16 protein-coding genes and 5 pseudogenes are annotated in these 22885 nt (G+C 66.1%); 12 read left to right on the top strand and 9 right to left on the bottom strand.

The genetic code is table 11. The features are described 5' to 3' along the window. Positions 1-153 precede the first annotated feature (153 nt). The 3 genes from BMG07_RS31545 to BMG07_RS31555 are packed head-to-tail and all read left to right on the top strand — an operon-like array spanning position 154 to position 3437. Positions 154-1596 (top strand): aldehyde dehydrogenase family protein, encoded by a 1443-nt coding sequence (locus BMG07_RS31545; protein ID WP_198087812.1) that lies wholly within the window; start codon positions 154-156, stop codon positions 1594-1596. A gap of 35 nt (positions 1597-1631) precedes the next feature. Then, a complete protein-coding gene (locus tag BMG07_RS31550; protein ID WP_269759586.1) occupies positions 1632-2561 on the top strand; it encodes a quinone oxidoreductase in 930 nt (309 codons plus the stop codon). Between the two features lie 54 nt (positions 2562-2615). Next, positions 2616-3437 (top strand): alpha/beta fold hydrolase, encoded by an 822-nt coding sequence (locus BMG07_RS31555; protein WP_198087814.1) that lies wholly within the window; start codon positions 2616-2618, stop codon positions 3435-3437. A gap of 18 nt (positions 3438-3455) precedes the next feature. On the opposite strand, the gene BMG07_RS31560 is transcribed toward BMG07_RS31555, so the two are convergent. Genes BMG07_RS31560 through BMG07_RS31575 form a run of 4 tightly spaced genes read right to left on the bottom strand, consistent with a single transcriptional unit; the run spans position 3456 to position 7147 of the window. Next, the gene (locus BMG07_RS31560; protein ID WP_198087815.1) at positions 3456-4943 is read right to left on the bottom strand and encodes a sodium:solute symporter; all 1488 of its coding nucleotides are present in this window, start codon (positions 4941-4943) and stop codon (positions 3456-3458) included. Positions 4944-4985: 42 nt separating this feature from the next. Beyond that, positions 4986-5303, bottom strand: a complete 318-nt coding sequence (locus BMG07_RS43180; RefSeq protein ID WP_269759587.1) for a DUF3311 domain-containing protein — start codon at positions 5301-5303, stop codon at positions 4986-4988. Positions 5304-5330: 27 nt separating this feature from the next. Beyond that, the gene (locus tag BMG07_RS31570; protein ID WP_198087827.1) at positions 5331-6395 is read right to left on the bottom strand and encodes an ATP-binding protein; all 1065 of its coding nucleotides are present in this window, start codon (positions 6393-6395) and stop codon (positions 5331-5333) included. Between the two features lie 2 nt (positions 6396-6397). Further along, on the bottom strand, positions 6398-7147 hold the full coding sequence (locus BMG07_RS31575; protein ID WP_198087828.1) for a response regulator: 750 nt from the start codon (positions 7145-7147) through the stop codon (positions 6398-6400). Between the two features lie 130 nt (positions 7148-7277). Here BMG07_RS31575 and BMG07_RS31580 point away from each other — a divergent pair, with 130 nt between their 5' ends. From BMG07_RS31580 to msrA, 5 genes and pseudogenes are all read left to right on the top strand, one after another. After that, positions 7278-8435, top strand: coding sequence for an efflux RND transporter periplasmic adaptor subunit (locus tag BMG07_RS31580; protein WP_198087816.1), 1158 nt, complete (start codon positions 7278-7280; stop codon positions 8433-8435). 21 nt (positions 8436-8456) lie between these two features. Continuing rightward, positions 8457-11599 (top strand): annotated as a pseudogene (locus BMG07_RS31585) (multidrug efflux RND transporter permease subunit). 3 nt (positions 11600-11602) lie between these two features. Next, on the top strand, positions 11603-13057 hold the full coding sequence (locus tag BMG07_RS31590) for an efflux transporter outer membrane subunit (RefSeq protein ID WP_198087817.1): 1455 nt from the start codon (positions 11603-11605) through the stop codon (positions 13055-13057). A 12-nt stretch (positions 13058-13069) separates the two neighbouring features. Next, positions 13070-14380: an MFS transporter gene (locus tag BMG07_RS31595; RefSeq protein ID WP_269759588.1), complete on the top strand. Its 1311-nt coding sequence runs from the start codon at positions 13070-13072 to the stop codon at positions 14378-14380. Positions 14381-14473: 93 nt separating this feature from the next. After that, positions 14474-14986, top strand: coding sequence for a peptide-methionine (S)-S-oxide reductase MsrA (gene msrA, locus BMG07_RS31600; RefSeq protein ID WP_198087819.1), 513 nt, complete (start codon positions 14474-14476; stop codon positions 14984-14986). A 48-nt stretch (positions 14987-15034) separates the two neighbouring features. Here msrA and BMG07_RS31605 read toward each other — a convergent pair. The 4 genes and pseudogenes from BMG07_RS31605 to BMG07_RS31620 form a co-directional block, all read right to left on the bottom strand. Further along, positions 15035-16701, bottom strand: a pseudogene (locus tag BMG07_RS31605) (FAD-dependent oxidoreductase). A gap of 10 nt (positions 16702-16711) precedes the next feature. Beyond that, entirely contained in the window at positions 16712-17113 is a 402-nt protein-coding gene (locus BMG07_RS31610) for a Bug family tripartite tricarboxylate transporter substrate binding protein (protein ID WP_374221346.1), read from the bottom strand. 22 nt (positions 17114-17135) lie between these two features. After that, positions 17136-17693: pseudogene (locus BMG07_RS45155) on the bottom strand (Bug family tripartite tricarboxylate transporter substrate binding protein); the annotation flags it as partial. A gap of 13 nt (positions 17694-17706) precedes the next feature. After that, the gene (locus BMG07_RS31620) at positions 17707-18588 is read right to left on the bottom strand and encodes a shikimate dehydrogenase (protein ID WP_198087822.1); all 882 of its coding nucleotides are present in this window, start codon (positions 18586-18588) and stop codon (positions 17707-17709) included. 114 nt (positions 18589-18702) lie between these two features. Between BMG07_RS31620 and BMG07_RS31625 the strand changes: the two genes are divergently transcribed. The 4 genes and pseudogenes from BMG07_RS31625 to BMG07_RS31640 all read left to right on the top strand — a co-directional run bounded on the left by BMG07_RS31625 (position 18703) and on the right by BMG07_RS31640 (position 22283). Then, the gene (locus BMG07_RS31625) at positions 18703-19614 is read left to right on the top strand and encodes a LysR family transcriptional regulator (RefSeq protein WP_198087823.1); all 912 of its coding nucleotides are present in this window, start codon (positions 18703-18705) and stop codon (positions 19612-19614) included. 251 nt (positions 19615-19865) lie between these two features. After that, positions 19866-20887, top strand: a pseudogene (locus BMG07_RS31630) (thiamine pyrophosphate-dependent dehydrogenase E1 component subunit alpha). After that, a pseudogene (locus tag BMG07_RS31635) lies at positions 20884-21845 on the top strand (alpha-ketoacid dehydrogenase subunit beta). The pseudogenes BMG07_RS31630 and BMG07_RS31635 overlap by 4 nt, the downstream one beginning before the upstream one ends. A gap of 78 nt (positions 21846-21923) precedes the next feature. Further along, positions 21924-22283, top strand: a complete 360-nt coding sequence (locus BMG07_RS31640; protein ID WP_307867148.1) for a MarR family transcriptional regulator — start codon at positions 21924-21926, stop codon at positions 22281-22283. Positions 22284-22310: 27 nt separating this feature from the next. Here BMG07_RS31640 and BMG07_RS31645 read toward each other — a convergent pair. Continuing rightward, positions 22311-22885, bottom strand: a 575-nt coding sequence (locus tag BMG07_RS31645; RefSeq protein WP_198087825.1) for an SDR family oxidoreductase, incomplete at its 5' end; no start/stop codon positions are given.

Consider the following 22885-nt stretch of genomic DNA (forward strand, 5'->3'; position numbering starts at 1 on the left):
CGCTATGAGCACCGGCTGGTCAGCGGCGGCATCGGCCACAACCTGCCGCAGGAAGCACCGGAGGCCTTCGCCAAGGCCGTGATCGACGTGGCGCGCGGGTAAGGTGCCGCTCCGCCGGCGAACAACCCCCTTCAACGTACAGGAGAACAGACCGTGTGGAACCTTCATCAGTCATACATCGACGGCGCCTTCGTACCCGTACAGGGCAGCGAACAGCTGGAGATCGTCAACCCCGCGACCGAGCAAGTCATCGGCACGGTGACGCTGGCGAACCGCGACGACGCGAAGCGAGCGATCGATGCGGCGAATCGGGCGCAGCCGGGCCTGGCCGGCAGCACCAAGGCACAGCGCATCGAGATGCTCAGGCAACTCGAATCCGCGGTGCTGGCGCGCGCCGACCAGATCTGCGAAGCCACGATGGAAGAGTACGGCGGCCCGCTGGCCCGTTCGCGATGGGTCAGCGACTACGCCTCGCGGTGCTTCGCGACAACGGCGCAGATGCTGCGGGACTATGCCTTCGAGCGCCGCCTGGGCGACGCCACGGTGGTGATGGCGCCGATCGGCGTCGCCGGCCTCATTGCCCCATGGAACAGCACCGCCGGAAGCATCTGCAGCAAACTGGCCTCGGCCATCGCCGCGGGCTGCGCCTCGGTGGTCAAGCCCAGCGAGGCGAGCCCGCTGCAGGCGCGGATCGTGACCGAAGCACTGCATGACGCGGGCCTGCCGGCCGGCGTCGTCAATGTGCTGCTCGGGCGCGGGGGCGACGTGGGCGACGAGCTCTCCACCAATCCAGGCATCGCGAAGATCTCGTTCACGGGCTCCACGCAGACCGGCAAGCTTATTGCGCGCGCGGGCCTGGACACGATGAAGCGCGTGAGCCTTGCGCTTTCGGGCAAGTCGGCCACCGTGATCCTGGACGACGCCGACCTGGCCACCGCATTGCCGATGGCGCTGAACGCCGCCTTCATGAACAACGGCCAGGCCTGTGTGGCCGGCACGCGCCTGCTGATCCCGAACGTGCACATGAAGGAGGCCATCGAACGCTTGCGGGCCGAGGTTGCCGCCATGCGCGTGGGCGATCCGCGCGACGCCGCCACCGCTGTCGGACCGCTCGCGAGCCAGGCGCAGTTCGAGCGCGTGCAGCACTTCATCCGTCGCGGCACGGCGCAGGGCGCGACGCTCGTGGCCGGCGGCCTCGGCCGCCCGGATGGCCTGGACAAGGGCTGGTTCGTGCGGCCGACCGTATTCGCCGGTGTGCGCAACGACATGGACATCGCACGCGAGGAGATCTTCGGTCCGGTGCTCTCGGTGATCGGCTACGACGACGACGAGGAGGCCATCGCCATCGCGAACGACTCCATGTACGGCTTGCAGGCGTACGTCTTCTCGTCGGAGCCGCAACGCGCCCTTGGCGTGGCATCGCGACTGCTCGCCGGCACGGTGCTGATCAATCGCATTGCACCCGAGTTGATCGCGCCCTTTGGCGGCGTCAAGCAGTCGGGGGTCGGCAGGGAGTTCGGCGTCTTCGGCATGGAGGCGTTTCTGGAGCCGAAGACCATTGTTGCGACCCGAAACCTGAACAAGGAACAGCAGTGAAAGCAGTTGTCATGAATCAAGCCGGCGACGTCGGCATGCTGGCCTATGTGGACCAGCCGGACCCGGTACCCGCCCGGGGGATGGTGCTGGTGCAGATCGCCGTTGCTGGCGTCAACTTCATGGACATCGGCGTGCGGCAGGGCATGGCGTGGAACGAAGTGCCCAATCCGAAGATCCTGGGCGTCGAGGGCGCGGGCCGCGTGCTGGCCGTGGGCGAGGGTGTCGACGGCGTCGAGATCGGGCAACGCGTGGCGTGGGTCTACGCGCCCGGCAGCTATGCGCAGAAGATCGTCATCCCGGCTGCTTCGCTGGTGCCCATTCCCGATGGCATCGACGACAGGACCGCCGCCTCGGTGATGATGCAAGGCCTGACCGCCAGCCATTTCGCCACCGATTTCTATCCGATCCGGCCGGGCGAGATCGCTTTTGTCCATGCGGCCGCCGGCGGCCTCGGATTGCTGCTGACCCAGATCATCAAGCTACGCGGTGGGCAGGTCATCGGCCGCGTGTCGTCGGCCGGCAAGGAGGCGGTGGCCAGAGCGGCCGGCGCGGATCACGTGATCGTCGATACCGACGGCAAGTTCGTCGAGCAAGCGAGACAGTTGTCCGGCGGCGAAGGCGTGCACGTCGTGTTCGATGGCTCCGGCCCCGGCACGTTCCAAGGGTCGCTGGACGTGCTTCGCCGCTCGGGAACCTTCTGCTGGTACGGCCCGGTGCTCGGCGGGCCCGGTCCGATCGACATCATGAGTCTGCCCAGGAGCATCAAGCTGGGCTACGCGGTGTTCTCCGATCACATCTACACGCCGGATCTCTTGCGCGCGCGCTGCGCGCGACTGTTCGGCTGGATCGCTGAAGGCCAGCTGAAAGTCCATGTCGGCGGCATCTATGCGCTGGCCGACGCCGCCAAGGCCCACGTCGACATGGCGAGCCGCGCGACCACCGGCAAGCTGCTGCTCGTGCCCTGATTCCGAAACCGCCCGACACCGGCGCTCCAACCTCCACGCCATCAAGGAAACACCATGACAACCATCACCACGCAAGACGGCACCGAGATCCACTACAAGGACTGGGGCAGCGGCCAGCCCATCGTCTTCAGCCATGGCTGGCCCCTGTCCTCCCAGGCCTTCGAAGATCAGATGTTCTTTCTCGCGTCGAACGGCTTTCGCTGCATCGCGCACGACCGCCGGGGGCATGGCCGCTCCAGCCAGCCCTGGCAGGGCAACGACATGGACACCTACGCGGACGATCTGTCGGAATTGGTGCAGGCGCTGGACCTGAAGGAAGCGATTCATGTCGGCCATTCGACCGGCGGCGGCGAGGTTGCGCGATACATCGGCCGCCACGGCACCGCGCGCGTCGCCAAGGCGGTGCTCATCGGCGCCGTGCCGCCGCTGATGGTCAAGACACCGGCCAACCCCGGCGGCACGCCCCTGGAGGCCTTCGACCAGATCCGCGCCAACGTGCTGGCCGACCGTTCGCAGTTCTGGAAGGACCTGAGCCTGCCTTTCTACGGCTACAACCGTGCCGGCGCCAAGGTGTCCGAAGGCGTACGCGAATCGTTCTGGTTGCAGGGCATGGCGGCGGGCATGCCGGCGTCGTACTTCTGCGTGAAGGCGTTCTCGGAAACCGACCTCGGCGAAGACCTGAAGAAGATCGACGTCCCCACGCTGATCCTGCACGGGGACGACGACCAGATCGTGCCGATCGCCGACTCCGCATTGCTATCGGCCAAGCTCGTGAAAGGCGCCATCCTGAAGGTCTACAAGGGCGCGTCCCACGGCATGTGCACGACCCACAAGGACGAAGTCAACGCCGACCTGCTGGCCTTCGCCAAGGCGTAGAAGGCGCACGTCCGGACGCTACCTCTGCAGCTCGGGCTCGACCGGCGACAGCATCCCGACCCGGGAGCGGTCGCGGGTCAGGAGGCTCACGGCAAACATGACCAGCATGTTCAGCGCCAAGCCGACGATGCCCAGGTTCAGGTCGTGGACCCATGCGGGCGCGGCGGGGAGCAGGGCCTTCGTCGTGAGCCCGGTCAGCATGGTGTGGGCAACGAAGGCCACGCCGGCAAGAACGCCGGCGATGGCGCCTCGGCTGTTGACCAGCGTGCTTCGGGCAAGGGCGAACCAGAGCGCCGGCGCGAGCTGGGTCACCAGGCCAAAGCCGGCGAGCAGCAAAGACACCATGTTGGCGCCGCCCGCCAGCGTCAGCGCGACGGCCACCAGCACCAGCAACAGGGTTGCACCACGGGAAACGAGCGAAAGGTGGCCGTCGCTGCTGGCCGGGCGCAACGGGCGGTAAAGATCGCGCGTGATCAGCGTGGAAGCGGAGACCAGCATGATGGAGCCCGGAACGATCGCCGTGAGCATGCCGGCGGCGCCGATCACGCCGACCAGCCAGGGGTCCAGGGTCTGGATCGCGAGCTTGAGCAGCGCCAGGTCGACCTGGTCGCCCGTGAGCGCGGGTATCTGCAACACGGCGGCGAATCCGGCGAACATCGAAAACAGCATCACCAGCGAATAGAGCGGCATCACCACCGCGTTGCGGCGAAAGCTGTGATCGCTCCTGGCGGTGAAGACCGCGCTGAAGGCATGGGGCCAAAGGTACATGCCCAGCGCCGACAGCACGACGGTGGACCCGAACCACGCGGCACTCTTGCCGGTCGCGGGCAGCGCCAGGAAGCCGGGCCGGTACTGCTCGATGCGCATGAACATTTCCCCCAGCCCGCCGTAGTGGCGATACGGCAGATAGAGCCCCAGGAACACGCAGACCGCGAGCACCAGGATGTCTTTCAGCGCGGCCGTGCTGGCGGAGCCGTGCATGCCCGACAGGATCACGTACACCGTCATGGCGGCCGCGCCGATCCAGACCGCCGGCCAGCGCGTCAGGCTGCCGTACGACGTGAGCTCCACGATGATGCCCAGCCCCTTGAACTGGAGAACCAGATAGGGCACGAGCGCAAGCAGCGCAACGGCGGCCACCACGATGCCGAGCACCGGGCTGCCGTAGGCCTTGGCGAAGAACTCCGGCTGCGTCAGCACGCCGTGTTGCCGGGCGAAGCGCCAGATGGACGGCAGCAGCCAGTACGACAGCACGAAGGCCAGGCAGGAGTAGGCCATGACGTAGAAGGCCGCGCCGCCGTTGCCGTAGGCAAAGCCGCTGGCCCCCAGGAAGGTGAAGGTGGTGTACAGCTCGCCGGCCATCAGCACGAACACCAGGGGGCCGGAGAAGCGGCGTCCGCCCACGCTCCATTGCTCCAGGTCCATGCGCACGCCGGAGCGGGCGCGCACGCCGAGGAGCAGAACGCTGACGAGGGTCAACGAGATGATGACAAGCGCGGAATTCATTCAGGGGTGCGGCGGCGGGAAACCGGAACGGTGGGGGAGCAGCTAAGGCGCGCCGTTGGCGGGATCGAGCCGGAAGACCAGCCACATGACGGCGGCGGTCGCCAGCACGGAGCCGATGGTCCAGGCGAGGAAGAACGGGAGTCCGAACACAAAGGGCTGAACCCGTGCGGCGAAGGGTGCACCGCACAGGAACAACAGAAACGGAATCAGGGCGAGCCAGTGATGCAGTTTCATCGGCCGCCCGGGTGAGGGTTCGGCCGCGATGCCGCGCGGCAACGTGTCGGTTTTTGGGATATGCGCATGTGCACCGTCTACTTGGGGTCGGTGGCCAGGACGCTTGTCGGCCAACTCTTGATTCATCGTGTCAGCTGTCGCCGTTGAAACCTCTCACACAGAAGAAGAGGGCCAGCGCACCTCGAAGATCGTCCCTCCTGCGGGCGATCGGCGGCACACGGCCTCACCACCGTGTGCCTGCGCGATGGCTCGCACAACGGCGAGGCCCAAGCCGCTCCCCGCGCCTTCGCGGGAACGCGATAGATCGCCACGTTGAAAGGCTTCGAAGATGCGGCTCGCGATATCGTCGGTAATACCAGGGCCGTCGTCCTCTACGCTCAGAAGGCAGGTTTCATGCTGCACCTGTGTTCGAATGCGCACCTGCCCTGGAACGGCGTGTCGGCGAGCATTCTCTAGGAGCGCCAGCAGAGCTTGGCGAATTCTTGACGGATCGCAGCGCACATTTCCCGCTGCCAAATCGAGAACAGGGACCAATCCGGCCGATTCCAGGCCAGGCATCAACAGCTGCACGACAGACTCTATTTCGAGGGCAAGGTCAGCCTCACTGAACTGAAGTTGCAGATGTCCACCGTCCGCCAATCCCACGACGCGAAGATCTTCGACGAGACGGGCCAGATTCTCGACTTGTGCGAGCAGGCTTCGGAACTGCAACTCGCTTGGTTCAAAGACACCCTCGACGAGTCCTTGAAGACGCCCGCGCAAGATGGTCACCGGCGTGCGCAGCTCGTGCGCGATGGCCGCATTCCAGAACACCTGCTCCTTGGTCACGCGCTGCAGCCTTTCGGCCATGACGTTGAAGTCGTCCACCAGCAGTGCGGCCTCCCCGAGCGAGCGGTCATCGGCGACCGCCCTGACATCGAGATTTCCCTGCGCCAGATCGCGCAAGCTGTCGGCGACAGATGTCAACGGTTCCAAGATGCGCCGGGAGAGTTTGATGGCGACCGCCACGGCAAGCGTCAGCGCCGCGAGCGTCGTCACCGCCATCCATAGCCACTCCACCTTGGAAGGCATCCACTCGCCAACCACGGGCGCTTGGGCGGGCCAGAGATTGAACAGGATCGCATAGAACGCGTACGAGCCCAGGATGACCAAGAGAATGACGCCAAGCACTACCGCGGCCATCGACAAGACAATCTGCCGACTCAGCCCTGTCGGCATTCTCACGATGTACTCCCAAACTTGTATCCAACACCCCGCACGCTGGCTGGGACGCCTTTCACGCCAAGGTCCTCCAGCTTCTTTCGCAACTTGCTGATGTGGCTGTCGACAGTCCGCTCCAACGTGTCGCCTTCGGGCAGACAGTTCGTCAGCAATTCGAGCCGACTGAAGACTTGCCGGGGCGATCTGGCAAGGTGTGCAAGAAGTTTGAACTCGGTCAGTGTCAGTGAGAGGAGCTGTGCACGGCGCCCGATCTGAACTGTGATCTCATGGTGGTCGAGGTCGATCTCGAAGATGTCAATTCGCATGACCCTGTTGCTCGAGTTCGGCTGCTGGCTGGATGTCCGGCGTAGTACCGCCTGCACACGAGCCACCACTTCGGCCGGGTTGAAGGGTTTGACAACATAGTCGTCAGCCCCAATTCGCAGACCCATCAGCTTGTCGATGTCCTGATCCAGCGCAGTCAGCATGATCACCGGCGTGTCGCCTCGGTGGCGTATCTCCGAGAGAACCTGCCATCCGTCTACGCGCGGCATCTGCACATCCAGCAGGACGAGGTCTGGCTTGAGCGAAAGATGCATCTCCAGTGCTCTACGTCCATCGGTCGCAAGAACCGTGTGCAAGCCCCCACGCGTGAGATAGGCGGCGAGGATGTCGGCAATCTCAGGCTCATCTTCGGCGATGAGAACAAGCGCATGGCGCTCTTGTGTGGAGCCCGCTTTGGACGTCCCAGCATTGAGCGAGTCAGCCATATTTTGTGGTGCCTTCAGTTCCAACGCGTCCATCTTATCTCCACAAATCATCGACTCTTCCCCCACTTGGCCTCTGCAGAATTCAACGCAATTCAGCACTATCGCTGCGTTTATCGGATTTCTGACAAGCATGAAAATAAATTCAACTCCTCAAAAGTGGAGCCTGTTGTTCTTCGCGTCTGTGCTTCTAGCGGGGTGTGGCGAACCTGCACGCGAGATCGAAGCCGCGCCCTCTCAGGTGTCGTTTGTGACCTTGGCAGAAACACCGGTAGACGTGACGGATGAACTGCCTGGACGCGTTGCGGCGGTGCGTACCGCAGAGATTCGCGCTCAGGTCAGCGGCATCGTGCAAAAGCGCCTCTTTGAGCAAGGGGCAGAGATCAAGGCCGGTCAGCCACTCTTCCAGATCAATCCTGCACCCTTCAAGGCGGACGCTGACGTTGCCGCCGCGGCGCTGAAGCGCGCGGAAGCGGCTCGGGATAGAGCGAGTACTCAAGCCGCTCGACTTCGCCCCCTGCTGGACGCGGAGGCGGTGAGCCGGCAGGTCTATGACGATGCAATTGCGCAGCGCGATCAAGCCGCTGCGGACGTCGCGCAGGCAAAGGCTACGCTCGCACGACGTCAGCTCGATCTCAAGTTTGCAACCGTGGACGCGCCCATCTCCGGTCGCATCGACCAGGCCCTCGTGACTGAAGGCGCACTGGTGGGGACAAGCGACACCAACCCTCTGGCCCGCGTACAGCAGATCGACCAGGTCTACGTTGATGTGAGGCAGCCAGCCTCGGCATTGGACGCACTGCGCGAAGTTTTCGCGACGAAGAAGCCCGGAGGAACCCAAGGTCTCCCTGCCGTCATTCTTCGCAGCAACGGCGAGGCCTATGCAGGAAGTGGACGGATTCTCTTCTCGGGCGTCAATGTGGATGTCGGTACAGGCGACGTGCTTCTGCGCATCCTGATGGACAACCCCCAACGTCAACTGCTGCCCGGCATGTTCGTTCGGGCGCGTGTGCCGCGCGGAAGCTATCCCGCCGCGCTGCTGGTTCCCCAGCAAGCCGTGACCCACGCCGCGAACGAGACCAAAGTCTGGGTGCTGGATGACGGAAACAAGGCGCACCCCGTATCGGTGCAATTGGGCGAACTGGTCGGCCGCCAGTATCGGGTGCGCGACGGCTTGCGCCCGGGGCAGAAGATTGTGGTCGAGGGGATGGAGCGACTGGCCGATGGGGCCGTGGTTGCGCCGCGTGCATTGCCAGCCGCCGCGCCTTCGTCCGGCGAGAAGCCGCGCTGAGCCCACGGGAAATCACAGACCATGCCTCAGTTTTTCATCAACCGACCCGTCTTTGCCTGGGTCGTCGCAGCGTTCATCATCCTGTTCGGCTTGATTGCGATACCGAAACTGCCGATCGAGCGCTACCCATCCGTCGCCCCTCCGACCGTCAACATTTCCGCGTCATATCCCGGCGCATCTCCGCAGACCATGAACGATGCGGTGGTTGGCCTGATCGAGCGCGAGCTCTCCAGTGTCAAGAACCTGCTGTATTTCGAATCGTCTTCGGATACCTCCGGTTCCGCGCAGATCGTGGCGACCTTCAAGCCGGGCACGGAGCCCGACATGGCTCAGGTGGACGTCCAGAACCGGCTCAAAGCGATCGAGCCGCGCCTGCCGCAGGTCGTTCGCCAGAATGGCGTGAATGTCGAGTCGGCCTCCTCGGGCTTCCTCATGATCGTTGGCCTGACATCCCCGGACGGCCGCTTCGACGAGATCGCGTTGAGCGACTACATGTCGCGCAACATCACCGAGGAACTCCGGCGCATCGAAGGGGTCGGCAAGGTCCAGTTGTTCGGCGCGGAGCGCGCCCTGCGCATTTGGGTCGACCCGGCCAAACTCACCGCCTACAAGCTGTCGATGAGTGACTTGTCCTCCGCGGTCAGTCGCCAGAATGCCCAGATTGCACCAGGCCGGGTGGGCGACTCTCCCTCGTTGCCAGGCCAACGTGTGACGATTCCGTTGACGGTGCAGGGACAACTTCAGAACCCGGAGCAGTTTGCCGGGATCGTGCTGCGCGCCAATGCAGACGGCTCAAAAGTCGTGATGAGCGACGTGGCGCGTGTCGAGTTGGGTGCGCAGTCCTACAACTTCGTGAATCGCCAGAACGGCAAGACGGCCACGGCTGCCGCCGTTCAGCTTTCACCCGGCGCCAATGCGGTCAAGACCGCGGATGGTGTGCGCAAGCGCCTGGAAGAACTGAGTCAAAGCCTGCCTCAGGGCATGCAGTACTCGGTTCCGTTCGAGACCGCGCCGTTCGTCAAGATCTCCATCGAGAAGGTCATCCATACCTTGCTGGAGGCCATGGCGCTCGTCTTCCTGGTGATGTTCGTGTTCTTGCAAAACATTCGCTATACGCTGATCCCGGCCATCGTGGCCCCGATCGCGCTGCTCGGTACTTTCGCGGTGATGCTCCTGGCGGGCTTCTCGATCAATGTGCTCACGATGTTCGGCATGGTGCTGGCGATCGGCATCATCGTGGACGATGCGATCGTGGTGGTGGAGAACGTCGAGCGCCTGATGGCCTCCGAGGGCCTTTCGCCCAAGGAAGCGACCTCCAAGGCGATGCGGGAAATCACGGGCGCAGTGGTGGGCATCACCCTGGTGCTGACGGCTGTCTTCATTCCGATGCTTTCGCCAGCGGGTCCGTGGGCGTGATCTACAAGCAGTTCACGTTGTCCATGGCCGTGTCCATTCTGTTCTCTGCCTTCCTGGCACTCAGTCTGACGCCCGCTTTGTGCGCGACGCTGCTCAAGCCGGTTGCGCCTGGTCATCACGAGAAGCGAGGCTTCTTCGGCTGGTTCAACCGCGCCTTCGATCGTGCGACGCAGCGGTACGAGTCCGGCGTGGTCTTGCTGGTCAAGCGCGCTGGCCGAGTGATGATCGCATTTGCCGTGATCGCCGCGGTGCTTGTGTTCGCGTTTCGCCAGTTGCCGTCAGCCTTCCTGCCTGAGGAGGACCAAGGTTACTTCATGACCTCGTTCCAGCTGCCTTCGGATGCGACCACCGAACGCACGCTCGATGTGGTCCAGAAGTTCGAGCAGCACGCGGCCGCGCGCGCCGGCATCGGCGACAGCCTGTCGATCCTGGGCTTCGGCTTCTCCGGCTCCGGGCCGAATGCCGCCTTGGCTTTCACCATGCTCAAGGACTGGAAGGATCGTGCGGGCGCAACCGCTCAGGAAGAGGTTGCACAGGCACAACAGGCGATGTCGCAATCATCCGAGGGCACGGTGATGAGCCTGATGCCACCAGCGATCGAGGGCCTGGGCAACTCCTCGGGGTTCGCTGTGCGGCTGCAGGACCGAGCCAACCAGGGGCCTGCAGCACTGAAGGCCGCCGAGGCCAAACTGCTGCAGCTCGCGGCGCAAAGCAAGCTCCTGTCAGCTGTTTATCCGGATGGCTTGCCGGCGGGCACCAGCATTCAGCTGGACATCGACCGGCAGAAGGCTCAGGCGCTGGGCGTCTCCTTCAGCGACATCAGTGAAGCACTGTCTGCGGCCATGGGTTCGCTCTACGTCAACGATTTTCCCAACGCAGGTCGTATGCAGCAGGTCATCATCCAGGCCGATGCTTCGGCGCGCATGCAACTCGATGACGTGCTCAAGCTCTATGTTCGCAACGCAGGAGGCGGCATGGTGCCGTTGCGCGAGGTGGTCACGCCAATCTGGAGCGAGACGCCCTTGCAACTGGTGCGCTACCAGGGCTATCCGACGTCGAGGCTTTCGGGCAACGCGGCACCGGGCGTCTCCAGCGGAGATGCCATGGCGGAGATGGAGCGACTGGCCGCACAGCTTCCGAAGGGTTTCGCCATCGAGTGGACGGGGCAATCGCTGCAGGAGCGGCAGTCGGCCTCGCAGGCGCCCATGCTCATGGCTTTGTCGATGCTGGTCGTCTTTCTGGTGTTGGCCGCCTTGTACGAGAGCTGGTCCATCCCGGTATCGGTGATGCTCGTCGTGCCATTGGGGTTGATCGGCGCGGTGGCCGCAGTTCTGCTGCGCGGCCTGCCCAACGACGTGTTCTTCAAGGTGGGAATGATCACCGTCATTGGCCTGTCAGCCAAGAACGCGATCCTGATCGTCGAGTTCGCCAAGCAGTTGCGCGAGCAGGGCAAGGGGTTGGTCGAGTCGGCTGTGATGGCGGCACGCCTGCGACTGAGGCCGATCCTGATGACGTCGTTGGCGTTCGCCTTGGGAGTCGTTCCTTTGATGATGGCCATGGGCGCCAGCGCCGCGACGCAGCATGCCATCGGCACGGGCGTATTCGGTGGCATGGTGAGCGCCACATTGCTGGCAGTTTTCTTCGTCCCTGTGTTCTTTGTCTTTGTGCTGGGAATCCAGGAACGCGTCAACAAGTGGCGCAGCACGCGCCAGGCACAACGGGCTCAGCCCCAGATTGCGGGGGATTGAGTCATGCGTTTTCTTCTACTTCCTTTGGTGCTGGCGCTGTCGGCATGCTCCTTGGCCCCGAAGCTCGTCACGCCTGCCGCGCCGGTTCCCTCGGCCTATCCGGCGCATGGAAGCATTCCCCAGGTGAGCAGTCATGCGGCCGACCTGGGGTGGCGAACCATGTTCAGCGATCCGAAGCTGCAGCGCCTGATCGAGATGGCACTGGAGGCCAATCGCGACCTGCGCATCGCCGTGCTCAACGTCGAGGCGGCAAATGCCCAGTTTCGCGTGCAGCGAGCAAGCAGGTTGCCCGCGTTGGAGCTCAGTGGATCGGCGTCGCGCGAACGTGCAATGGGCGCCGGCAGTTCGAACGGTTCGAACGCTACGGCAGCGCCGCGTTCCGGCATTCAGGAGCAAGCCAGCCTGGGTCTCGGGCTGAGTTCTTTCGAGATCGATCTCTTCGGACGGGTTCGGTCGCAGTCGGATGCCGCTTTCGCACGCTATCTGGCAAGTGATCAAGGTCGCCGGAGTGTGCAGCTTTCGCTGGTGGCTGCCGTGGCTGACGCCTACTTTGCCGAGCGTCTGGCGCAAAGTCAGTTGCTGCTCGCGCAGCGAACTCTTTCCGACTGGCGGCAGTCGCTGGATCTTGCGCAGCGGCTCAAGCAGGCCGATCAGAACGGAGGGTTGGAAGTCGCTCAAGCCGAAGGCCAGGTCGCGACAGCCGAAGCAGACCTTGAGGCACGTGAGAGGGCGCTCGCACAGTCAAGGAATGCACTGCAGCTGCTGGTTGGGGGGGAACTTCCTCTCGATACGACCACTGCGCAAGAGTTGGACGATCGCTCCGTCATCACACGCTTGCCGGCTGGGCTGCCATCCGATTTGTTGGCACGGCGCCCAGACATTTTGCAGGCCGAGCAGAACCTTGTGGCCGCCAACGCCAGCATCGGTGCCGCGCGTGCCGCGTTCTTCCCCCGGCTGTCGCTCACTGCATCGCTGGGGTACGCAAGTCCGGCATTGAGCGGACTGGTTGGCGCGGATCATCGTACGTGGCGATTCGCGCCGCAGATCACGCAGCCCCTGTTTCAAGGCGGCAGCTTGCGAGCCGAGTTGCGGCTCGCGGAGATACGCAAGTCGACCGCCATCGCGGAATACGAACGTGCCGTCCAGACTGCTTTCCGGGAGGTAGCTGACGGCCTGGCCGGCACCGCGACCTACGGCCGCCAGATCGACGCACAGGTTCGAGTGGTCGCCAGCGCACAGAAACGTCTTGAGCTCTCGACGCTGCGGCATCGATACGGACTGGAAGGGCGACTGGAGTTGCTCGATGCCCAACGCCAACTCTACGCTGCCAACCAGGCCTTGCTCGACCTGCGCCGCAATGAGATCGGCAATGCTGTCGCGCTGTACAAGGCGCTGGGCGGCGGCTTGCTCGAGCGAACCAGCGAACCAACGGCTGGTACCGCAAGCGCTGTTCACTGAAAGATGGGCGAGATGTCAACGCGCTCTGACATTGGGTCGCTTGAAGCCGACATCTGCAATCAACCCGGGGCCGGGGATGCCGGCGCACCTTGGCGATTGCGTTTCTGGTCGGTGTTTACCGGCCAGGCCTTCTCGCTGCTCGGATCCGCCCTGACACAGTTTGTGCTTTTATGGTGGATCACCGACACGACCTCGAGCGTGTCGGCGCTGGCAACCGCCGGCATGGCTGCGTTGCTGCCGCAAGCGTTGCTCGGCCCTCTCGGAGGCACCTTTGCTGACCGCTATAGCCGTCGCCTGTTGATGATCGGCGCCGACGCTATCAGTGCGTTGTGCATGATCTTTCTGATTGTGGTGTTCCTGACGAATCGCATCGAGCTCTGGCACGTTTACGTGATGATGTGCGTCCGCAGTGCGATGCAGGCGTTCCAGGCCCCAGCCGCGGCGGCCAGCATGTCCATGCTCGTGCCTCGCAGCTTCCTGCCGCGCGCCGCGGGCCTTGTCCAGACCCTGCAGGGCCTGACCACGGTGGCCGCGGCGCCGCTGGGTGCACTCGCCATGGCGTTGATGCCGATGGGCTGGGCACTCGGTATCGATGTGCTGACGGCGGTGCTTGGAATATCGCCATTGCTGATCTTCGGGATACCGCAGATCCGGCATTGCAGGCGTCGAGCAGGCGGCATTCTTCAGCAGCTTTGCGAGGGCATCGGTGTGGTGTGGCACAACCCTGGCCTGCGAAGGCTCTACGCGTTGCTGGGTGCGGTCGTTTTGGTGATCATGCCGTCCTTCACACTGGTACCGCTGCTGGTAAAAGAGCACTTCGCCGGCGGCGCGCCGCAGGTGGCGTTGATGGAAGGACTTGGCGGTGTCGGCATGGTGATCGGCGGACTGGTGATCGCCTCCATCGCACCTCGACGGCAGGTGCCTTGGATCCTTTGGGGTTTTGCCGTGTCTTGCATTGCCCTTGCACTGACTCCGCTGGTACCAGCTCATCTCTTCGGGTTGGCGGTTGCCTGGTGGGTCGTCAGTGGACTGACCTTCATTCTCGGAAACGCCCCTCTGACAGCACTGCTCCAGATGACCGTTCCCAACCACCTGCAAGGCCGCGTGCTCTCTCTGCTCACCACCGTGATGGGCTTGGCGGCGCCGATAGGATTGGCCATGGCCACGCCACTGGGGGAATGGTTTGGTGTCCGTTGGCTGTTCGTCGGAATGGGTGTGCTGGGCGCGATGGTCAGCATTGCGGGCTTTCTGTCTCCCACCTTGTTGCGCCTTGACCGCCCTTTCAGTCGAATTGACACAGGAGAGCCTGGTGCGTGCTTGTGAGGTGCCAAACGGCCTGCCCCATGTGGGCATGATGCGAGACAGGATCGCTCAAGAGGGGTATGAAGCGTACCTGGGCCAAGTCAAGGAGATTTCATGAGTCAAGAACGTGCCGTGCTCGCCGGAGGCTGCTTCTGGGGCATGCAGCAACTTTTCCGCAGGTATGACGGCGTGCTGTCCACCCGCGTGGGCTATTCAGGCGGCGACGTGCCCAACGCCACTTACCGCAACCACGGCACGCATGCCGAGGCGATAGAGATTCTCTTCGACCCTGAACGCATCAGCTTTCGCCAACTGCTCGAATTCTTTTTCCAGTTGCACGATCCGACCACGAAGAACCGCCAAGGCAACGACCATGGATTGAGCTACCGCTCAGCCATTTTCTACACCAGCGAAGAGCAGCAGCGCGTGGCGCAGGAAACGATCGCCGATGTCGATGCCTCGGGCCTGTGGCCCGGCAAGGTCGTCACCGAACTCGCGCCTGCAGGCGATTTCTGGCTGGCCGAACCGGAGCACCAGGACTACCTGGAGCACCGGCCCGACGGCTACACCTGCCACTTCATCCGGTCTGGTTGGGTGTTGCCCAAGCGGCAGGATGCCGCAGCCTGACGAATCGACACTAAAGCGGCGACGCCGGCTTCCGGCCTCCTGCTTTCCCTAGGTCGACGTGGCGTGCCGGTATCCGACGCGCCGCGTGGGCGTGAGTGCGCCGAAGCTCGGCCACGCCAACAGCACGCCCTGACGTTCCAGCGCCGCCTGAAACTCGCCCAGCAGTGCCGCGTTGGCGCGCACCGCGCGAGGTGGTTGCCGGCGGGCCAGGCAGAAGGCGGCGAGCGTGCCAGAAGCCTCGCCGATGCTCCATTCGGTCGCATGTTCGCGGTACGCGCCGTTGGTGATACGCGTCGTACCGAGGTTTTGCAGGCCGGCAGCAGGTTGTCCACGCGCACCGGCAGCAGCGCGCCCAGCGGGATCTGGAACGGAAACGAATCGATGTCCACCGTGTTGCGCCCGCGCGTGCTCGGGTGCAGGTCGATGCGGTAGGCGCCGATGCCCACGCTGTCGAAGAAGGGTTCCGCGCTGTCCTTGCCCGGCCGTGCCGTCACGCCGATGTGCTGTTCGAGCACCGTGAACTCGGCCTCGATGCGGCGTCCCTCACGGTAATAGGCCTGCTTGGCCAGTCCGTCGCTGGTGCCCAGCACATCGCCGCGCAGGCGAAGGCCGCGGTAGCCGTGGCCGCCGTCATGGCGCGGCGCATCGGTCTGCATCCAGTAGAAGAATGCCAGGCTGAATTGGCGCGCTTCCTCCAGCGCCACGGCCTGGGCCTGCGGCCCGACGCCGACGATAGGCTTTTCCCAGTAGTCCATCTGTGGCCAGTTGGCCAAGGTGATGTCGCTCGCATAGGCGCCGAGCTCGAAGTTCAGCCGCCACGCGATGCGCCGCGCGTGCCACAGGTCGTAGAGCGATTCGGCGTCGGTCAGTCCGACGAACAGCGGACGCTCGCGTGGCTGGTGCGTCACGAAGTCGCTGAGCGTCCAGCTGAACTGCGGGCCGGGCCAGCAGTCGAGCTGCAGGGTCTTGAGCCGCTCATACGCGGCGGGCTTGTCGATCGTGTGGTCTTCGCCCGGCAGGTAGTCCGCGGCCAGGCACCAGGTGATGGCCTGCTGGTCGAACGGGTCGGCCTCGGGCAGCGCGTGCGGCTCGCCCGTGCGCGATTGCGCCTCGGCGCCGAACACGTGTTCCACGCCGGCCATCTCCAGCACGTCGCCGATCTCGGTGGCGTCGATGAACATCGGCGCGTGCAGCACGCGTTCCCGGTCGTTCGGCAGGTCGCGCACGCGCACCGCGCGCAGCCGGTCGCCATCAACCTGAACGTCCAGCAGGCGATGCTGGCGCAGCACCGTCACGCGGCCGGCGGCCACGTGCGGCGCGAGCAGGCCGTCGATCACCTTCACCGCCACCCATGGCTCGTGGCACAGCGTGCTGACGTTGCCCTGGCCCGGGTTCAGCCGCAGGCTGCCGCGCGCGGCTTCGGTCAACGGCATGTGCGTGCGGTAGTAATCGCGGATGCCGTGGCGCAGCGCCGCGTAGCTTTGCGAAGCGATCAGGCTTTCGATCCACGGGTGCTCATCGGGCGGCACGCCTTGCGAGGTGAGTTGGCCGCCGAGCCAGTCGAGTTCCTCGACCAGCACGACGCGCGCGCCTTGCCGCGCCGCGGCCAGCGTGGCCGAGACACCGCCGAGGCCGCCGCCGATCACGACGATGTCGGCCGCGAGCTCGGCGCCCGGTGCGGCGGCGGCGCTGATGTGCGCTTGTGCTGTCGTCATGCGCGCGCCCTCAATCGGCCTTCAGCCCGAGCCGCCGGATCGCTTCGCCGTAGCGCTGGGTCTCCGAACGGATCAACTGGCCGAACTCCGCGGGGCTGCCGTGCGCGGGCTCCACACCCAGGGCCTGCAGGCGTTCCTTCACGTCGGGCAGGGCGAGGGCCGCGTTCACGTCCTTGTTCAGGCGCGCGACCACCTCGGGCGGCGTGCCGGCCGGCGCGAGGATGCCGAACCAGCCGGTCACCTCGAAGTTCGGCAGCCCGGTCTCGGCCACGGTCGGCACCTCGGGCAGCGCGGGCGATCGGGCCTTGGTGGTCACGGCCAGCGCGCGCAGCTTGCCCGAGCGGATCAACGGCAGCGCGCTCGACGGAATGTCGAAGCCCAGGTCGACCTCGTTGCCCATCAGCGCGGTCAGCGCGGGGCCCGAGCTTGTACGGGATCATCAGCATGTCGACCTTGGCCTCGCTCTTGAGGAACTCGGCCGCCAGGCTGGTGGTGGTCGCGCCGCCGCCGCCGGCCGCGTAGTTGAGCTTGCCCGGAGCCTTGCGCGCGGCCGCCAGCACGTCGGCAAGGCTGCGGTACGGCGAGTTGGACGGCGCCACCATCACGACCGGCGAGGCGCCGACCTTGGCGACCGGCGCGAAGCTCTTGACCGTGTCGTAGTTCAGCTTCGGGTACAGAGCGGTGCTGCCCGGGAAGCCGCTGGTCACGAACAGCAGCGTGTAGCCGTCGGCGAGAGCGTTGGCCACGAAGCCGTTGGCAATGGTGCCGCCGGCGCCGGGCCGGTTGTCCACGATGACCGGGTGCGCAAGCGAGGTTGCGAGCTTCTGCGCGATCAGCCGGGCCAGGATGTCGCCCGAGCCGCCGGGCGCGAAACCAACCACCAGTGTGGTCGCCTTGGCGGGATAGGCCTGCGCGTGGGCGGGGCCGGTGGTGGTCAGCAGGACCGTGGCCGCGGCGAGCCAGAGGACCAGGGGACGAACGAGTTTTTTCATTGAGATGCCTCCGTCAGATGGGGGAATTCGTGTTCGTGCGCAGCGTGGCGCGTGCCAACTGCGCGGCTTGGGGAAGGCCGAAGAAGTCGAGGTAGGCCGGCAACTGATGGTCGAGCATCGGCCGGCCGGGATGCACAGGCAGGCCGCGCTGCGCTGCGTGGCGCAGCAGCGGTGTTTCGGCGGGCTGCATGATCACGTCGACCACCAGCGTGCCCGCAGGAAGCGCGGCGGGGTCCAGTGGCAGCGGGTCGTCGGGCTTCATGCCCAGCGGCGTGGTGTTCACCGCAATGTCGCAGTCGGCCTGCGAGGGCGTGCGCAGCGACACCACTGTGCAATCGGCGAAGCACGCTTGCAGGTGGCTGGCGAGTGCCTCGGCCCGGGCCGTGTGGACGTCGAACAGGCCCAGCCACACGACGCCGGCAGACAGCAGCGCCGCCGCCACGGCCGATCCGGCGCCACCCGCACCCACCAGTAGCACCTTGCGCCCGGCGGGGTCGTGCCCGGCGGCGCGTAGGCCCGCGACAAAGCCGATGCCATCGAACAGGTCGCCGGCAATGGCGCCGCCCGCGTCGCGACGAATTGCATTCACCGCGCCGACCAGCCGTGCCGGCTCGCCCGGCTGTGCGACCAGATCGAACAGCGTCTTCTTGTAGGGCACCGTGACCAGCAAGCCGCCGATGCTGCCGGAGGCAAGCAGGCCCCGGCAGGTGTCCAGCACCGTGGCGGGCGGCAAATCAAGCGGCACCACGAGCGCGTCGATGCCCGCGCGGCGGAACAAGGCGTTGAACACCAACGGCGCCTTCACCTGCGAGATGGGATTGCCGACGACCGGAAAAAGCAGGGTGTGGCCGCTCACGGGCGGCGCGATATCGGGAATGAGCAGAGGGGCTTGCATGCGCAGGATGCTACGAACGTAGTAAGGATCCATCCAATACCAATGCAGCGCGCCCCAATAACATTAGGTTATTTACTGGGGTTATCCCCGACGCAATTGTTGTAGCCTCATCCCATGAACCTGCGCCAGATCGAGGTCTTCCGGGCCGTTATGACCACCGGTTCCACCACCAACGCCGCACGGCTCTTGCACGTGTCGCAGCCCGGTATCAGCCGGCTGCTGCGTCATTTCGAGCTGCAGCTCGGCGTGGCGCTGTTCGAGCGGCGAAATGGGAGGCTGGTTGCCACGCCCGAGGCGCACACGCTGCAGGCCGAAGTCGAGAAGGTCTACCGGGGCGTGCATCACCTGCAGGACGTGGCGGCGCACCTGCGCTTCGGCGACCACGCCACGCTGCGGGTGCTGGCGAGCGCGAACACCGGACTGCAACTGGTGCCGCGTGCCACGGCGCGCTTGCTGGAGGGCTTCGCGCAGTCCAAGGTGTTCTTCGAGACATTGCCCACGCGCGAGATCGTCAAGCTGCTGGTGGCCGAGGAGGCTGACGTGGCCATCACCAGCGCGCCGCTGGACCATCCCGCGCTCGACGTGCGCGAGATCGGGCAGTGGACGTTGTGGTGCGCGCTGCCGTCCGGCCACGCGCTGGCGGCGACGCGGCCTTTCGACGTGGCTGGTGCGTTGCGCCAACGGCTGGTCGTCTACAGCCCCGAAGCGCCCCAGACCCGGCTGATCGACCAGTGGCTCGAGCAACACGACATTGCGCGCCAGGTGGGCGTGGAAGTGCGCTCCGGCTACGCCGCCTGCGCGATGGCCGCGGCGGGCGCGGGCATCGCGTTCGTCGACGATCTGTCGGCGCGCGCGCATGGGCACGGCGGTCTGACCTTCGTGAAGGTGCCGGGCGCGCCGCAGTTTTCGATCTATAGCGTGAGCAACGTGAACCGTCCGTTGTCCCGGCTGGGGCAACGCTTCCTGCAACTGGCCGAGGAGGCGCTGCGCGAACTGCAGTCCACGGCGCTAGGGCAACGGTCGTAACTTGACGACCAGACCCGGATCGAAATCCTTGTTCTCGATCCTTCCACTCCAGTTCACGTCGCCGCGGGGATTGCCGACCACCCGGCACGACGGGACTCAATGGTCGAACTGCTGATGCGTGTGCCCATGCATCGTCCGGAAGCTCCGTGACGAAGGCACCCGAGGCCCGGCGGGTAAGCCCGGTGCCGCAATTCCATCTCGTTTGATACGATTTTTGTCAAAGCGCCCATCTCAAGGGCGTTGGAGACAAGATGGACCCGAGCACATCCAGCGATGCCGGCCAGGCGCTGTACCGCGTCATGGTGCGCATCCGCGCCTTCGAGAACGCCGCCGAGGCGGCCAGCCAGGGCGGCGTGAGCGCCTATGGCCAACAGGCCGCCGGCGCGGCCAAGGTGCGCGGGCCGCTGCACCTGTCCACCGGGCAGGAGGCGGTGCCGGCCGGCGTGTGCGCGCACCTGCGCAGCACCGACTACCTCACCTCCACCCATCGCGGCCACGGCCACACGCTGGCCAAGGGCGCGGACCTCACGCGCATGATGTGCGAGCTGTTCGGCAAGGCCACCGGCTTCAACGGCGGCAAGGGCGGCTCGATGCACATCGCCGACTTTTCGGTCGGCATGCTGGGCGCAACGGCGTGGTGGCGGCGGGCCTGCCGATCGCGGTGGGCGCCGCGCACGCGCAGAAGCTGCTGAAGAAGGGCGACGACATCACGGTCTGCTTCTTCGGTGACGGCGCCATCAACCGCGGCCCCTTTCTCGAAGCGCTGAACTGGGCGCGCGTGTACGACCTGCCGGTGCTCTTCGTCTGCGAAGACAACCGCTGGAGCGCCACCACCGCCAGCGGGCCGATGACGGCGGGCGACGGTGCCTCGGCGCGCGCCGCGTCGCTCGACATCGCGGCCACGCAGGTCGACGGCAACGACGTGTTCGCGGTGCACGAAGCCGCCGCCAGGCTGGTGGCCGAGGTGCGCGCCGGCAGCGGCCCGCGCCTGCTGCATGCGCTGACCTACCGCGTGAAGGGCCACGTGTCGGTCGACCTCGCGGCATACCGCGACCCGGCCGAGCTGGCTGCCGCGCTCGAAACCGATCCGATCGCGCGGGCGCGCGGCCGCCTGCTGTCGGCAGGCGTGGCCGCCGCGACGCTCGACGCCATCGAGAACGCCGCGCGCGACGAGGTCGACACCGCGCTGGCCGTCGCCGATGCCGCGCCCTGGCCCGATGCCGACGCCGCCTTCACCGACGTGCAGACCACCGGAGCCGGCCAATGGCGATGACGATGCAAGACCTCAGCTATTCCGAAGCCGCCGCGCTCGCCCTGCAGCGCGAGATGGAAGCCGACCCGCGCGTGGTCGTGCTCGGCGAAGACGTGGGCCGCGGCGGCATCTTCGGCCAGTACAAGGGGCTGCAGCAGCGCTTCGGCGACGGGCGCGTGATCGACACGCCGATCAGCGAGGCCGCGATCATGGGCGCCGGCGTGGGCATGGCGCTCGCGGGGCTGCGGCCGGTGGTCGAGATGCGCGTGGTCGACTTCGCGCTGTGCGGCATGGACGAGCTGGTGAACCAGGCCGCCAAGAACCGCTTCATGTTCGGCGGCCAGGGCCGCGTGCCGCTGGTGGCGCGCATGCCGGGCGGTATCTGGGACGCGTCGGCGGCGCAGCATTCGCAGTCGCTCGAGGCGTGGTTCGCGCACCTGCCGGGCGTGGTGGTGGTGTGCCCGTCGACGCCGCAGGACAACCACGGCCTGCTGCGCGCGGCGCTGCAGTGCGGCGACCCGGTGGTCTACATCGAGCACAAGACGCTGTGGGGCCTGCGCGGCGAGGTCGACGAAGACCTCGTGGTGCCGCTGGGCAAGGCGGCGCGGGTGCGCGAGGGCAACGCGCTCACGCTGGTGAGCTGGAGCAGGCAGATGCAGGCCTGCGCGGCAGCCTGCGATGCGCTGGCGGCCGAAGGTATCGCGGTCGACCTGATCGACCTGCGCACGCTGTGGCCGTGGGACCGCGAGACGGTGCTGTCGTCGTGCGCGCGCACCGGCCGGCTGCTGGTGGTGCACGAGGCGGTGCAGGCGGCGGGCTTCGGTGCGGAAATCGCTGCCAGCGCGGCCGAAGCCACGGGCTGCCGCGTGGCGCGGCTGGGCGCGCCGCGCATTCCGGTCGCTATGCGCCGGTGCTGGAGGCGCAGTCGCGCATCGGCGTGGACGCCATCGTGGCCGCGGCGAAGAAGCTGGCCGGCTGAAGCGCCTGCGCCATGGACCCGCTCTTCTTCAAACTGGTGCGGGTGGTCAACCTCACTGCACGGCCGTTCCATGAGCGCGTGGGCCGCGAGCACCAGCTCACGCTGAACGAGTGGCGCACGATGGCCGTGCTCGGCGCGCAGCCGGGGCTCAACGCCACGCAGGTGGCCGACCAGACCGGCCTCGACAAGATGGCCGTGAGCCGCGCGCTGGCCGGCCTGAAACGCCACAGGCGCGTGCAGCGCCACGACGACCCGACCGACCAGCGCCGCAGCCGGCTCTACCTGACGGCCGCCGGCAAGGCGCTGCATGAAGCGGTGAGCGCGCTGGGGCGGGAGCGCGAGGCCGCGCTGTTCGCGGGCGTCGACGCGCAGGAGCTGGCGCGGCTGGAGGCGACGCTGGACAAGCTGATCGTCGCGGTCTCGGGCTGCGACGCCTGAACCACGGCGTCCAACGATTCCGGCCCGTCAGGCGGTGTAGCCGCCGTCCACGCTCAGGCTCGCGCCGGTCGCGAACCCGCCGTCCGGCCCCACGAGGTAGGCCACCATGCCGGCGATTTCCTCCGCGCGGCCGTGGCGCGGCAAGGCCATGAGGCCGTGCATCGAATCGGCGCGCGGGCCGCTTGCGGGATTCATGTCAGTGTCGGTCGGGCCGGGCTGCATGTTGTTGACCGTGATGCCGCGCGGCCCGAGGTCGCGCGCCAGCCCGCGCGTGAGGCCGGTGATGGCCGCCTTGCTCATCGCGTAGACGCTGGCGCCCGCCGCCGGCACGCGCTCGGCGTTGATGCTGCCGATGTTGACGATGCGCCCGCCCTCGCCCATGTGGCGCAGCGCCGCCTGCACCGCGACGAAGACCGCGCGCACGTTGACGTTCACGGTGCGGTCGAAGTCCGCGAGCGAGAAGCTGTCGACGTCGCCGCGCAGATAGACACCGGCGTTGTTCACGAGGATGTCCAGCCGCCCGAAGGTGCCGGCCGCCTCGTCGATGGCGGCGGCGAGCCGCCCGGCGTCGCCGGCATCGGCACGCAGGGCGAGCGCCCGGC

The sequence above is a fragment of the Variovorax sp. E3 genome, from assembly GCF_016082275.1.
In the GTDB taxonomy this organism is placed as follows: Bacteria; Pseudomonadota; Gammaproteobacteria; order Burkholderiales; family Burkholderiaceae_C; genus Variovorax.